Consider the following 14,481-nt stretch of genomic DNA (forward strand, 5'->3'; position numbering starts at 1 on the left):
AATGACAACTAAATGAAAACCAACTACGGCAGATTTTTTCTATCAATGTTAAACTGCTGTCAGCAAATTAAGTGAGCCCACGAATGACATTAAGTACAACTTACACATTAGATAAACCGTATTATTACGAATGCTTTGATGAGTCTTTGCCTTATTCATCTCAAGCCAAGCCTAAATACCCGCTGTTGATATTGTTAATAACCTTAGGCTTATTGGCGTTTTATCAATTAGAGAACCATTACCTTGGTAGCTTTATGATTATGCTTGCCGTCGTTGAGTGCTTATCGTTTTATTACAAGCGCCCATGGTGGGTCGCAAGACAAATGATGAGCCGTGCATCAGGCAGCGAAGTGACTATCGTATTTGATGATGATGGGGTGAAAGCCGAAAACCCGCATAAAAGCTACCAATTAAGCTGGCAACAGATTAGTGAGATTATTGAAACTGAGCGAGGTTATATTTTAAAGGCACAGCGCGGTATGCAATATATTTCTAAACAAGCGCTAAATGATGAAATGACAGCCGAACTAAATAAAAGAGCCACTCAGTGAGTGGCTCTTAAAATATCTGTCGCTGATTAAACGTTGCCCGGATTTGGGTTAGATTTCTCTGCTTGAATTCGCATGTAGATTTCTTCACGATGTACTGATACATCTTTCGGTGCGTTTACACCAATGCGAACTTGATTTCCTTTAACACCAAGAACAGTAACTGTTACTTCGTCACCGATCATTAGGGTTTCACCTACTCTACGAGTTAGTATTAGCATTCTCTTGCTCCCATGTTCCAAAAAATTAAAAGATTCCGCGTCAAAAACATTCTAATGAAATCTAGACTTAAAAGTAAGTAAAAACTCTAGATCTTATTCATTTTCGGTTAAAAAAACTTTGTGTAGCGCACGTACAGCCAGTTCTAAATACTTTTCGTCAATTAAAACTGATATCTTTATTTCTGATGTCGATACAAGCATCACTTTGATGTTTTCATCGGCAAGGGCATTAAAAAATAAACTTGCCACACCAGAGTGAGATTTCATCCCTACACCTACTGCAGACACCTTGGCAACATTGCTGATCCCTTTAATAGATTCTGCGCTGATACCATCTTGGTTACTGGTCAAAATTTCAAGGGCTTGCTCAAAATCATTTGTGTGCACAGTAAAAGCATAGTCTATTTTTTCAAAGTTATGATTAACTTGATTAATCATATCTATTTCGATGCCAAATTCTGCAAAAAGTTTCAAAATTTTTGCAAGGTTTTCCGTTCCTTGGTGTACGCCATTGACGTAAATCAAGCTTTCGTCACGATTAAAGGCGATACCCGACACAATGTTTGCTTGCACATCCGGCTCCTCAAAACTGATCAAGGTCCCTTGATCCGGGTTAAAACTCGATAACACTCTGAGCGGTATATTGTATTTTCCTGCCGCTTCGACACTACGAATATGCAGTACCTTAGCCCCAAGACTAGCCATTTCGAGCATTTCTTCGAAGGTGACATGGCTCATACGTCGCGCATTAGGCTCAATACGTGGGTCGGTGGTGTATACCCCATCAACATCGGTGTAAATTTGACATTCATCGGCATTGATAGCGCCTGCAATCTCAACCGCAGAGGTATCAGTACCACCGCGACCAAGCGTGGTGATATTGCCTTCAATATCGCGGCCCTGAAAGCCCGCTATTATAGCAATACGGTTATGTTCAAGTTCATGCTTTAGACGAGTCGCCGCAATCTCTTCAATCCGCGCTTTACCAAACATGTTATCGGTGCGAATGTTGACCTGATCAGCAAGTAAGCTTACCGCTGAGTGACCACGTTTAATAATAGCCATAGCGAGTAAAGAGACCGACACTTGCTCACCGGTGGTTAGCAATACATCAAGCTCACGAGCACTGGGTCGAGAATCGATTTGTTTAGCGAGTTCAATTAGACGGTTAGTTTCTCCCGACATCGCCGAGAGCACCACCACAACTTGATGGCCTTGTTGTTTGGTTTTTACAACAAGGTCGGCGACGGCCTCAATTCGCTCTATTGAGCCAACTGAGGTGCCACCGAATTTTTGGACGATAAGTGCCACTAGTGATTAAGAACGCTCAGTTAACCAAGCCGTTACACTTTCTAAGGCTGCAGCTAGGTTCTCTGGCTGAGTACCACCTGCTTGCGCCATATCAGGACGACCACCGCCCTTACCGCCTACTTGTGCAGCCATGTGATTTACAAGTTCACCAGCTTTCACTTTACCTGTTAAGTCTTTAGTTACACCGGCAATTAGGCTTACTTTGTCGCCATTAGCTACACCAAGGGCAATAACACCTGAACCAATCTTCGTTTTCAGGTCATCAACCATGCCGCGTAGTGCTTTAGACTCAGTACCTGCAACATCAGCAACCAGCAGTTTAATACCGTTCACTTCAACAACAGAGTCAAGTAACGATGCACCTGCCGCACTTGCTAGCTTGTCGTTAAGCTGTGCAATTTGCTTCTCAAGGCCTTTTGATTTCTCAAGTAACGCAGTTACTTTTTCAAGTACTGTGCTGCTATCACCTTTAACTAGCGCTGCAACATCATTTAACTGTTGCTCTTGCTCACTTACATAAGCAACTGCTTCAGCACCCGTTACCGCTTCAATACGGCGGATACCGGCAGCGATACCGCTTTCTGATACGATTTTAAATAAACCGATATCACCAGCACGCTTAACGTGAGTACCACCACATAGCTCGATTGAGTAATCACCAATGGTTACTACGCGCACTTCGTCATCGTATTTTTCACCGAATAATGCCATCGCACCTTTTGCTTTTGCATCTTCGATAGCCATTAGCTCAGTTTCAAGCGCAAAGTTACGACGGATTTCATCGTTTACCGCGCGCTCGATTTGACGTAATTCGTCTTTTGTTACCGCTTCAAAGTGTGAGAAGTCAAAACGTAAACGTTCAGGGTCAACTAGTGAACCTTTTTGACTTACGTGCTCACCTAAAATTTGGCGTAATGTTTCATGCAAGATATGCGTTGCAGTGTGGTTTTTCTTGATGCTATCGCGACGTGCTGCATCAATGGTTGCCTCTGCTTTATCGTTTGTACCAATACGACCTTGTACACGACCATGGTGTGCAAATGCATTACCAAGTTTCGTGGTGTTAGTCACTACAAACTCACCACCAGCTACTTTTAACACACCCGTGTCACCAACCTGACCACCTGATTCAGCGTAGAACGGTGTACGGTCTAAGATTGCGATACCTTCTTGACCATCTTCAAGTACAGAAACCGATTGACCTTCAGAGAAAAGTTCAACCACAGTACCTGTGTAATGTTCTGCATCGTAACCTTTAAAGTCTGTGTGTTTTTCAGACTTAAGTTGTTGGTTGTAATCAGCACCAAACTTACCCGCTTGCTGTGCTTGCTTACGCTGAACAGCCATACACTCTTGGAAGCCGTGCTCATCAATCGTCATGAAACGCTCACGCGCCACGTCAGCCGTTAAATCAGCTGGGAAACCGTAAGTGTCGTACAGTTTGAATACCAAGTCACCTGGGATCACATCACCTTCGATGTCAGTTAGGCTTTCTTCTAAAATAGCCAGACCACGCTCAAGTGTTTTACCAAACTGCTCTTCTTCAATACGCAGTACTTTTTCAATAATTTCTTGTTGCTTAGCAAGCTCTGGGTACGCTTGACCCATTTGCTCAATTAGCGCAGCAACTAGCTTGTAGAAGAATGCACCTTTCGCACCTAGCTTGTTACCGTGACGAACAGCACGACGAATGATACGACGTAATACATAACCACGGCCTTCGTTTGACGGCATAACGCCGTCAGATACTAAGAACGCACACGAACGAATGTGGTCAGCCACAACGCGTAACGATTTATCATCTAAATCTTGTGCGTTTGTTACTTTAGCCGCTGCTGCAATAAGCGCTTGGAATAAATCGATTTCGTAGTTTGAGTGCACGCCTTGTAAAATTGCAGAGATACGCTCAAGACCCATACCTGTATCAACAGACTGCTTAGGAAGCGGCTCCATTGTACCGTCGGCATGGCGGTTATACTGCATAAATACTAGGTTCCAGATCTCGATGAAACGGTCACCGTCTTCTTCAGGTGAACCTGGAGGACCACCCCAAATTTCTTCACCGTGATCGTAAAAGATTTCAGAACATGGACCACAAGGACCTGTATCACCCATTGACCAGAAGTTATCGCTAGTTGCAATGCGAATAATACGGTCTTCACTTAGACCCACTTCTTTATGCCAAATGTTGAAGGCTTCTTCATCATCGTGATAAATAGTAACAAGGAGCTTTTCTTGCGGTAGTTTTACAACGTCAGTTAAAAACTCCCAAGCAAATTTGATTGCGTCTTGCTTGAAGTAATCGCCAAAGCTGAAGTTACCTAGCATTTCAAAGAATGTATGGTGGCGTGCAGTGTAGCCTACGTTTTCAAGGTCGTTATGTTTACCACCTGCGCGTACACAACGTTGTGAGCTGGTTGCACGTGAATAAGGGCGGCTTTCCGCACCTAAAAATACATCTTTAAATTGCACCATACCGGCGTTATTGAATAATAACGTGGCATCGTTACCCGGGATCAGCGAGCTTGAAGGAACAATTTGGTGTTGTTTAGAGGCAAAAAAGTCTAAGAACTGTTGCCTGATCTGTGCGGTAGTCATATGCTGCATGTGAAAATCTCACCCGTTTATTGCTGTGCTTGCATTGCAAAATCAATTTGTTCGTAATTAAAGCCTCGATACATCAAGTAGCGTACACGTTTCGCTCTTTCTTTCTGGTCGAGTTCTTTACCTGAATTTGAAAACTTCTTTAAATATGCGTCCTTTGCGAGTTCAAACCAATCGATTTCGAACTCCTCGAGCGTCTTGTCTAGTAGTGCTCGATCTATCCCTTTTGCCATTGCTTCGCTCTGAATGCGTTTTACACCATGATACTTAGCTAAATGGCGGCGTACAAACCCTTCGCAATAGCGCTGTTCGTTAATAAAGTTGTGTGATTCACACCAATCTAACAAGCGCTCTGTAAACTCAGGTGTCGCCTCTTTTTGCTGTAACTTTCGCGTTAAATCCCGACGCGAATAATCTTGTCGGGACAATAACCAAAGTACGTAATTCTTTAACTTTTGTTCTTTATCATCCATTACGCGTCAAAGCGTCCTGATTGTGACTGTGCTTCAGGTGCTTTTGCTTGGTCATCACCTCTTGGCACAACTGGCATAAAAATGGCCTGAAAAGACACGAAGAAGCTAATGTAACAAATTGGCATTAAAACCAATAGTGGAATAAACGATAAAGGAATACAGATCACCATTAAAACAGCGCAAATTAGGCCATAAACACCAAGTGGCGCCATATTATGGTAAAACACCATGAATGAGGTTTTTAAAACCTGAAACATATTGCTTTGCTTTTGAAAATAAACCAAAGGCACTGCATAGGCAAAAGCAGTTAAATACACACAGATCGCCAATAGAAATACCGCAACTTGCCCCATTGAAATGCTTGCTAATAAATCGGCAATATGTGTTTGGTTTTGTGGGTCGAAAGTTTGACTCGAAATAACTGCGTAGGCATCTGCAAAAATGAAATTAGACAGTAAGGCTAATAAAATACCTGCCGCCATCTGATACACGGCAATGCGCACTAAACCTATACGGTTCCCTTTATTACTAAATGGCTTAAAAATATCAGCTTGGCTGATAGTCCCGCCTTGCTGCTTTGTTAGCACAGCTTGATAAAAACCTGCCATCAAAAATGGCGTCACAAATGCACCAACAACTTGCAGTAAAGGTAGCAGCAATGCCAAAAAGCTAATTATCACGATTAGCAGATGCATTAAAATAAAAGTCAAAGGTTGCAGCTTAAAGATTTCCCACCCAGCTTTAAACCATTTAACGCCCGCATCAGCTTTAAAAATACGTACTTCGATCGACATAGTTTCTCATTCAATAACGACAAAACGCACCGAGTATAACTGGGTGCGCCGCTTGTTTATAGTCACCTGTTGTGAAATTTACTCAGGCTTTTTAATTTTTTTAATATCAAGCATGTGCGAGCCATGTTTGATTTTCGTTTCAAGGTAAGCTCGGTTACCTACCACACCCGCTTTAATGTGCGCATGAGTGCCAACCACTGAATCAACTTCAATACCCGCATCACGCAGTGCTTTGAGCTTATTTGGGTTGTTAGTCATTAACTTAACATGCTTTTGATTCAATGCTTCGAGCATTAATACAGCGTCTGAAAAATCACGTAAATCATCAGCAAAACCCAAATGGTTATTTGCTTCATAAGTATTCATACCTTGCGACTGTAATACGTAAGCATCAATCTTATTGTATAAGCCAATACCACGGCCTTCTTGGCGTAAATACAGTAAAATACCACCTTGCTGGTGCATCATCTCGATACACTCATTTAATTGCTCACCACAATCACAACGTGAAGAGTGAAATACATCGCCCGTTAAACACTCTGAATGCATTCGAATTAAAGGAACATCTTGCTCTGTGTCTGCTTGATTAAACACTAAAGCAACATGTTCTTGGCCATCATTTAAGCCACTGAAAGATACGATTTCTGCAGGGATATCACTGTTTTTGCCAACATTCAGCTGGACTCTTGCTCTTACTTGCGCCACGACAAATCCAAATTAAAAAATAAATGCGATACTGCAAATGTGATTACAACAGCTTGAGGTTGTAAGGATGCAACATACGACGAGTGATAACTAATATTGAGGCAGTTACCAGCAATTCAAGTATTATACACTCAAACCACCCCAAGATACGAGCTTTGCGCCTCGCTTTAGTGGCGCTCATCAAACACTTGAAAACTCGCCGTCATACAGCTACCTAATTGAATTGTAATGCGTTTTAAAAAATCACATTCAAAATATTCGAAAAAATAGATTAGTTTAATCTCGATAAACAGTCAGACCTTGTTCAAATTGTTAATAAAAACATACTATGTATCTTAATATTCAACAGTGACACAGCGAGTGTAACTTGCTACCTTGCACCTAATGATGATAATGATTATCATCAACTAGTATTAATTCCCTTCTCTATCTCAGGGCAAAATAATAAGGAATATTATGACAAAGAGCTCGCTTGCCTTATGCATGGCACTTTTATTTAGCCAGCAAAGCATGGCTAATGAAACGACCACCCAAGAGTTTAACGACACCTACCGCGCTTATGTCGCCGCTGTAAAAAATCAGCAAGACAGTAGTGAGCTTGCAAAAAAAGCGTTTGAACTAGGCAAAAAAGTTTATGGCGAAAGCGCCGACAACACTGCGAACCTTGCTATTAACTATGCAAACAGCCTAGATAAAAGCGAGCAAGAGCAACGCTTTGAGTTATATCGTACAGCCTACGAAATACTAGAACAAAATCACGGTAAACTCAGTGCACAAGTGTATGACTCATTAATCGGCATGGCAGAATCAACACCTTCAGCTAAGCGTGCAGATACGTATTTAGATGATGTCATTGCCATTGCTGAAAAACAAAACTCCGCCAAGCTTGTTGCAGATGCAAAAATGACCGCCGCTCGTATCCTTGCATATAAAGGCACTGGTGAGCGCTATTACACAGCAAAGAAATATCTTGAAGAAGCCGATGATTACTATCAAGAGAATTTACCCAATAACGCTGTCGATCGTATTAGCGCTGACTTTTTAGTTGCCGCATTTGCAGAAAATCAACGTAAATACAGCACCGCCATTGAGCGTTTAAATCACGTGGTAAGCGTATTTGATCAAGAGCTAGACTTTGATCATCAAACCGAATTAAACGCCCATTCAAAGCTAGTTCACCTATACGAAAAAACAGGTAAAAGCGACGAAGCAACTAAACATTGCTTAGCGATTGCGAAAATGGTGCCGTGGAAAGAAAGCCAAGAACAAGAGCCGTTATACCGCGTACATCCTAAATATCCAAAATCAAAAGTTCAACGTATGGAAGATGGCAGTGTCGTAATGGAGTTTGAAGTAACCCCGTCAGGCTTTGTAGACAACATTACTGTGGTTGGCTCTGAGGGTGGCTCTGCATTTGAAAGAGAAGCTGTTAAAGCAGTAAAACAGTGGCGTTATGCCCCTAAGTTTGAAAATGGGCAAGCTATTGCTGCGACTTCTCGGGTGCAATTAAATTTTAAAATCAACAACTAAATAACAGGGTCGCAGTGCGACCCTATCATATCTTGTTAAGTAGTTTATCTGCTGCGTTCTCAATTAAATCGAGTACTTTTTCGAAGCCTAGATCGCCACCATAGTAGGGATCAGGGATCTCGCTTTCCCCTGCGTCACCATGACTTAAAAATAGCGACAGCTTATATTGTAAGTGCTCTGGACACTGGGCTTTTAAATCAGCAAGATTTTGCTTGTCGGCTGCGAGGATTAAATCAAACTCATAAAAATCAGCTTGAGTCACAGGTCGCGAATAAATTCCTTTAAAACTATAGCCGCGCTTTTCGGCTGCTGCTTTTGAGCGAGGATCAGGTGGATTACCTTGGTGATAACCAATGGTGCCAGCAGAATCAACTTTGACATTAATACCTAATGACTTTGCTCGACTACGAAGCACCGCTTCAGCTGTGGGTGAGCGGCAAATATTGCCTAAGCAAACAATCAAAATCTTCTTCATTAAAATGAACCACCTTTATTATTTGCTTCAAAAAATTGCTTAAAACTCATAACTCAAGTTGATACCACCATCAACACGTTTATCATCATCGCTTGAGGCTTCACCGTACCCTAATTCAAACCTCAATCGCCAACCGTCTTGGTTTAAGCCACTGAAATTATAGCTGTAACTAAGCCCAATACCATTAGTGGTTTCTTCATCAAACGCTTCAGCGAGAGCACAACCAATTGCGTTGGCAAATGCTGCTGTAAGTTCATCGCTATTTTGAGATTCATCGCACTGAGTATCTACTTCTCTGTTTCCTAATGCGCCAACCAGCAAGCCGATTGCATGTTTATTATTATCACTTATAGCTTGCTCAAAACCCACAGCAAATCCATCATCAAGGCCTATCTTATAATTGCCATACCAACGCTGGCTTAAGTCAGCACTAGCAACAGATACTTCAGGTATTACAAAGTACGGATAGCCACCACCAATCGAAAAACTAATATCATTAGCGCTAGCAAAAGTGGGGCATAGTAGCAGCAACGAGACAACTGTATGTGTTATTTTTTTCATTGTTCACAATCTTTAAAATTTTGACGCAACAAAAAATAAAGCAAAATAGGTACAAAGACAACTTTTTAGTATTGATTTAGTATCTTTTCGTCATACTTATCAACATCTAAAGTTAAATTGTACTGCTGCGCAACACTATCAAGCTCAGCCTGCTTAATTGCCAACTCATCCATGGTAATAGTGTTGTCATCAAGCTGCCATAACAAACGTGACCCCGCATAACTGTATTGAATTGCTAATAAAGCATCGGCATTGCCCTCACGCCCTGCTGCTTTTAACTTTGGCATTTTACGGGTGATTTTATTCAGCGCTTTTTTAAGCTCCCATACATAGACAATTTCAGTCATGTAATCATGATTACGGTACTTATTAAGCACAAAGCCCACCAGCAAACTACACACAACAACACCTAATAGGTTCCAATGAAAATGGCTACCGCTTGGATCAGGAAATAACGCTATCAACGTTTGTGAAATGGCTAAACTGCCAACGGCTAAAGCAATTACACAAGCAATAATTACTTGGTTTAAATGTTTACGGTAACGGGCTTTATCTATTTGAATAAGTTTCATAACAACCTAAAAAACTTGTGAAAAATAAAAAGTGAAAAAAATTTCACCCCTTTTTTATTTGCCAGCCGTTTTAGCTATGAAAGCAATTATCCAAAGAGGAACGGCTATGCATACTTTACCACTAAACTCAGCAAGCTTGAATAACAGCAATGCTGCTTTAAAGACAACCGCAGCAATTATTGGTGGTGGTGTCATGACCTTTGCAGCATTTGCATTTATGCAGTACTTAATTTCTGCTGAGCAAAGAGCCGATGTAGAAACAGGCCCAGACATCACGGTTGAAATTTATGAAGTACCGGAAGACTCAAAAGTACAAGTAAAGCAAACACTGCCGCCACCGCCAGTTGCAAAAATGCCACCAAAAGTGCCACCGCGGCCAACCATTGATACGACCGAAACAGTTGTGGTAGCTGATTTAACACCAACAATGACATTCGATAACATTGGCGACACACTGAGCAAAACTATTAATCAACCAACAGGAGATGCAACGCCAATTGTGCGTATTAACCCTAAGTACCCTCCGGTAGCAGCTCGCGACGGCATTGAAGGTTGGGTGCAAATTAGCTTTAGTATTTCACCGACTGGTGAAGTGATTGATCCTGTTATAATTGATGCTGAGCCTAAACGGGTATTTGACCGTGAAGCAATTCGCGCGATTAAACGTTGGAAATATCGCCCTAAAGTTGTTGAAGGTGTGGCACAATTGCAAACAAACCAAAGCGTTCAACTTGATTTTAAAATAGATGGATAACTGCCTATGCTAATGAGCATCAAGACATGGTTATTTGACAAGCCAAACACAGATTGTTTGGCGCAGTATGCCAAAACGGGCGACAACCGTTACCTTAACCAACTCGTTGCTCAATACGGGAACGATCTTTATCACTATCTAGTTACACAAAGTGATAAAGATCTTGCCCTTGATATATGCCAGCAAACCTGGTTAAAAGTTATTGATAAACGCGACTTTTACAATGATCAAAACAACCCAAAAGCGTGGCTTTTTCGCTTAGCTCGTAATTTATTAATTGATGAATTTCGTAAGCAGCAAAAGTTCGTTGAATTAGAAGACAACCAACTATTTACCGAATCTCAGGATGCAAGTTATCACTACGACTATGAAGCCTTTGATAAAGCACTTATGGCGCTTAGCTTTGTACAACGTGAAGCGCTGACCTTACAACAAGAAGGCTTTAGTCTCGATGATATTGTAGCTATCACACAAAGTAACCCAGAGACCATTAAAACTCGGCTGCGATATGCCCGTCAAAACCTGAAACAACAACTAGGAGGCCATCATGAAGCGTAACGACGAGCAACTCGATACTGATTTAAAAGCACATTTTCAAAAACGTAAGGCAGAACACAGCTTAAGCAGCGATGAGCTTTCACACATGCAAAAACCACTCTCAGCAACGCCAAGACCACAGCGCTTTTTAGGCCTACAAATGACCGGTGTTTTTGCTGCTTTAGCGATTCTTGGTTTTGTCATGCTGCAATACAACAACCGTGAATTAACCGATGTTTACGCCGTGGATTTATCAGATTATCAATGGCTTGAGGTACACGAACTCGACGCCAAAGGCAGCTATGTGAGTAATCTTAAACAACAAAAACAAAACCTAGATGCGAACTACCAACAAGCATTAGCCAATCACCAAGCCCGCACCAGCTTCACCGGCCGTCTAGTCAGTGTTGATAACGACTGGTATATCGCCGACTGCGAGCAAAATGTCATAGTACAAATTAAACAATCACTCCTTGAAGAACTACAAAAACACGGCACCCTAGATACACATATTCACCAAGGTGACCTACTGGCCCTAGACCAGAACAAACAAGGCCAAATCATCGCACTCAAACAACTGACCCATGAGGCGGAAAATTGTACGAGTTAGCGAGCTCGTAGGTTGGGTAGAGCGTAGCGAAACCCAACACACTCAGAGCAGTCAGATTTAAAAAAGTTAGCGAGCTACAAGGGGAAAGAGTAAAGGAGTACCGTGGGCGTGAAATTTATTTCGCGCGATTCTCTCAATTTATGCGGCTGTAAGTCGGGCTTTAGCCCGCCACGTATGAGTGATAAAACATGTTTCGCCATAAATGACGACCTACGTGACGTTGGTTAGAACGGAGTGAAAACCAACACACTCAGAGCTTTCAGCTATCAGATTTAAAACAACCTAGCGAGTTACAAGAGTAAAGTCGCAAGTTTTTAGGTAGCAGCTGGTTTACCCCACGTAGTTAGTCTTCAGATGTCAGATCATTCTTCTGACATCTGATCCCTAATATCAATATCAATCTCACTCCCCTACCTTCGGCAACATGCTTTTACTAATCACTTCAAATGTATCTAAGTCTACCAGCATAGAGTAAACTTCATCGTTGTTGATAAATACAACGAATAAATTGCCTTCAGCGTTGAGGTTAGACTCTACAATGCGGTTGTAACCTGAAATAACTTCGCTGTAGTTTGAGCCATCAATCTTGCTTAGCGCGAAGGTGCGCTTATCTTTGCCATCGAGCAGTTTGTCGTTGTTGGTATCGTTTTTGATAACTTCGTAAGAAACGGCCTTAGGAGCATTGGCTTTTTGCTCATTGTAAACTCGAGTATCAAACTCTTCGTTATGGCTTAAAGCACCAAACTCTATGATCAACTGATCCGTTGTTTTAAATAGCCACTTGGCGTGATTGGTTTTGTCATTAAGAAACAAAATGTTCTTTGAGCGCGTAGGTCTGTATTTATAACCACCGCTAAAATTATTGTAAACTGTTACATCAGCTTTCACCTCGATATCCAGTTTTTCTGATTCCAACGGGATAAAGTAAAAATCACTCCCCTCGACCTTACGGGGGTAACCCAGTTTCCACTTTTCTTGCTGCTTTTCATCTTCAGCTAAGTTTAGTGTTTGTTGCTGAACATGGTTATCGGACTTTAGTAAGTAAGCAACAAAATTATACCCTATTGCTGCAGCTCCAATGATTAAGCCCATAAGTAAAATTAGGCCGTTAACATTCCACACCCATTTAAAAAACTTTTCTGACTTCATACGACTGGTTAAATCCTTTTAAGAATAAGAACTCGCTAAGCTAGCAGATTTAAAACAAGTTAGCGAGCTACAAGGGGGAAAGAGTAAAGGAGTACCGTAGGCGTGAAACTTATTTCGCGCGATGGTTCAACGAGCCATCAGCTTTCAAACTGACGGCTGACGGCTAATACTCCACTCTTTACCTCGCTTTTCCTACCAATAATCGCACATTGCTCTAATGTTAATAACAATTTAATGCTGAACCAGCTAGGCTAGTAACATCGTGTTTAAATATTATGGAGTTACCATGAAAAGGTCTTTGTTTAACAGTTTAATCATTACCTCAATTAGCTTGTCGAGCTTGCAAGCGTGCGCTCAGCCGGAGCAAAAGATCCCTCTGGATGCTAGCGCTAATGACTACAAACTAGAATTAGTAAGTGAAGGAATTCAAATTCCGTGGGGTATGGCTTGGCTTAACGAGCGTGACTTACTCGTTACCGACAGACGTGGCGAGCTTAGATTAATTCGTGATGGCAAACTCGTTGAGCAAATAGTTAAAGGCACACCTAAAGTACATGATGAAGGTCAAGGGGGCTTATTAGACATAGAGCTTGATCCGAACTTTGCCGACAATGGCTGGATTTACTTTTCGTACTCGGGCTATGAAGGCGATGGTGAGGGTTATAACACCTCGATTATGCGCGCCCGCTTTAAAGATATGGCTCTTATCGATCAGCAATTATTGTTTGATGGCGAGCCTAATATTGAAACAACAAAACACTATGGTTCGCGTATTGAGTTCGATAAACAAGGTTACTTGTACTTCTCTATTGGCGACCGTGGCAAAAGGGACGTTCACCCACAAAGCCTTAACTATGATGCAGGCAAAATTCACCGTATCAATAGCGATGGCTCTATCCCTAAATCAAACCCGTTTTATAACCATAAAACAACTCATAAAAGCATTTATTCATATGGACACCGTAACCCTCAAGGTATGGCGATGCACCCAGAAACTGGGGTTATATGGAGTCATGAACATGGCCCCCGTGGCGGCGATGAAATCAACATAGTTAAAGCAGGTGCTAACTATGGTTGGCCTGAGATCACTTATGGGATCAACTACATTGGTACAAAAATTACTGACGAAACCAGTCGCGAGGGAATGGAACAACCTGATTGGTATTGGGTGCCTTCCATTGCCCCTTCTGGAATGGAATTTATCACCAGCGATAAATACCCGCAGTGGCAAGGTCAAATTGCCGTAGGTTCGATGAAGTTTGGTCACCTTGTGTTGGTGAAACTTGATGGTGACAAAGTAACAGGCCACAGCAAGGTATTTGAAGGTGTAGGTCGCGTGCGCAGCCTTGCCACTCACCCTAATGGTGATTTATATCTTGGTGTTGATGGTGTCGGTGTTTATAAGGTTGTACCTAAATCGTAGGTTGGATAGAGCGAAGCGAAACCCAACACACTCAGAGCTTTCAGCCGTCAGCTATCAGATTTAATACAAGGTAGCGAGTTTCAAGGGGAAAGAGTAAAGGAATACCGTAGGCGTGAATTTTATTTCGCGCGATGGTTCAACGAGCCATCAGCTTTCAAACTGACGGCTGACGGCTGACGGCTGACGGCTGACGGCTGACGGCTATCAAACTTGA

16 protein-coding genes are annotated in these 14,481 nt (G+C 41.9%); 6 read left to right on the forward strand and 10 right to left on the reverse strand.

Going from position 1 to position 14,481, the window contains the following annotated elements:
* Positions 1–83: 83 nt before the first annotated feature.
* A complete protein-coding gene (locus IRQ78_RS07675; RefSeq protein WP_054551282.1) occupies positions 84–551 on the forward strand; it encodes a YcxB family protein in 468 nt (155 codons plus the stop codon).
* A 26-nt stretch (positions 552–577) separates the two neighbouring features.
* Here IRQ78_RS07675 and csrA read toward each other — a convergent pair whose 3' ends face one another.
* From csrA to IRQ78_RS07705, 6 genes are all read right to left on the reverse strand, one after another.
* Positions 578–769, reverse strand: a complete 192-nt coding sequence (gene csrA / locus IRQ78_RS07680; protein ID WP_036970495.1) for a carbon storage regulator CsrA — start codon at positions 767–769, stop codon at positions 578–580.
* Between the two features lie 93 nt (positions 770–862).
* The gene (locus IRQ78_RS07685; RefSeq protein ID WP_054551281.1) at positions 863–2,080 is read right to left on the reverse strand and encodes an aspartate kinase; all 1,218 of its coding nucleotides are present in this window, start codon (positions 2,078–2,080) and stop codon (positions 863–865) included.
* 6 nt (positions 2,081–2,086) lie between these two features.
* Positions 2,087–4,687, reverse strand: a complete 2,601-nt coding sequence (gene alaS, locus IRQ78_RS07690) for an alanine--tRNA ligase (RefSeq protein ID WP_054551280.1) — start codon at positions 4,685–4,687, stop codon at positions 2,087–2,089.
* 17 nt (positions 4,688–4,704) lie between these two features.
* On the reverse strand, positions 4,705–5,157 hold the full coding sequence (locus IRQ78_RS07695; RefSeq protein WP_138601891.1) for a regulatory protein RecX: 453 nt from the start codon (positions 5,155–5,157) through the stop codon (positions 4,705–4,707).
* On the reverse strand, positions 5,157–5,951 hold the full coding sequence (locus tag IRQ78_RS07700) for a BPSS1780 family membrane protein (RefSeq protein WP_194441754.1): 795 nt from the start codon (positions 5,949–5,951) through the stop codon (positions 5,157–5,159). The genes IRQ78_RS07695 and IRQ78_RS07700 overlap by 1 nt, the downstream gene beginning before the upstream one ends.
* 78 nt (positions 5,952–6,029) lie before the next feature.
* Positions 6,030–6,656, reverse strand: coding sequence for a GTP cyclohydrolase II (locus IRQ78_RS07705; RefSeq protein WP_054551277.1), 627 nt, complete (start codon positions 6,654–6,656; stop codon positions 6,030–6,032).
* 456 nt (positions 6,657–7,112) lie between these two features.
* On the opposite strand from IRQ78_RS07705, the gene IRQ78_RS07710 reads away from it, so the two are divergent.
* The gene (locus tag IRQ78_RS07710; RefSeq protein WP_194441755.1) at positions 7,113–8,186 is read left to right on the forward strand and encodes an energy transducer TonB; all 1,074 of its coding nucleotides are present in this window, start codon (positions 7,113–7,115) and stop codon (positions 8,184–8,186) included.
* A gap of 25 nt (positions 8,187–8,211) precedes the next feature.
* On the opposite strand, the gene IRQ78_RS07715 is transcribed toward IRQ78_RS07710, so the two are convergent.
* From IRQ78_RS07715 to IRQ78_RS07725, 3 genes are all read right to left on the reverse strand, one after another.
* Positions 8,212–8,661, reverse strand: a complete 450-nt coding sequence (locus tag IRQ78_RS07715) for a low molecular weight protein-tyrosine-phosphatase (protein ID WP_054551275.1) — start codon at positions 8,659–8,661, stop codon at positions 8,212–8,214.
* A gap of 39 nt (positions 8,662–8,700) precedes the next feature.
* Positions 8,701–9,222 (reverse strand): hypothetical protein, encoded by a 522-nt coding sequence (locus IRQ78_RS07720; protein ID WP_194441756.1) that lies wholly within the window; start codon positions 9,220–9,222, stop codon positions 8,701–8,703.
* Between the two features lie 65 nt (positions 9,223–9,287).
* A complete protein-coding gene (locus IRQ78_RS07725) occupies positions 9,288–9,794 on the reverse strand; it encodes a DUF3087 domain-containing protein (RefSeq protein WP_054551273.1) in 507 nt (168 codons plus the stop codon).
* A gap of 106 nt (positions 9,795–9,900) precedes the next feature.
* Between IRQ78_RS07725 and IRQ78_RS07730 the strand changes: the two genes are divergently transcribed.
* From IRQ78_RS07730 to IRQ78_RS07740, 3 genes are read left to right on the forward strand one after another with little or no spacing between them, the layout of a single operon-like run.
* The gene (locus IRQ78_RS07730) at positions 9,901–10,548 is read left to right on the forward strand and encodes an energy transducer TonB (protein WP_194441757.1); all 648 of its coding nucleotides are present in this window, start codon (positions 9,901–9,903) and stop codon (positions 10,546–10,548) included.
* A 6-nt stretch (positions 10,549–10,554) separates the two neighbouring features.
* Complete coding sequence (locus IRQ78_RS07735; protein WP_194441758.1) at positions 10,555–11,106, forward strand: RNA polymerase sigma factor; 552 nt, start codon at positions 10,555–10,557, stop codon at positions 11,104–11,106.
* Positions 11,096–11,695 (forward strand): hypothetical protein, encoded by a 600-nt coding sequence (locus IRQ78_RS07740; protein ID WP_194441759.1) that lies wholly within the window; start codon positions 11,096–11,098, stop codon positions 11,693–11,695. The genes IRQ78_RS07735 and IRQ78_RS07740 overlap by 11 nt, the downstream gene beginning before the upstream one ends.
* 402 nt (positions 11,696–12,097) lie before the next feature.
* Here IRQ78_RS07740 and IRQ78_RS07745 read toward each other — a convergent pair whose 3' ends face one another.
* Complete coding sequence (locus IRQ78_RS07745) at positions 12,098–12,844, reverse strand: hypothetical protein (RefSeq protein WP_194441760.1); 747 nt, start codon at positions 12,842–12,844, stop codon at positions 12,098–12,100.
* 286 nt (positions 12,845–13,130) lie between these two features.
* Between IRQ78_RS07745 and IRQ78_RS07750 the strand changes: the two genes are divergently transcribed.
* Entirely contained in the window at positions 13,131–14,267 is a 1,137-nt protein-coding gene (locus IRQ78_RS07750) for a PQQ-dependent sugar dehydrogenase (protein WP_194441761.1), read from the forward strand.
* Positions 14,268–14,481 lie beyond the last annotated feature (214 nt).

It is taken from the genome of Pseudoalteromonas simplex (genome assembly GCF_015278155.1).
Classification (GTDB): Bacteria; Pseudomonadota; Gammaproteobacteria; order Enterobacterales; family Alteromonadaceae; genus Pseudoalteromonas; species Pseudoalteromonas simplex.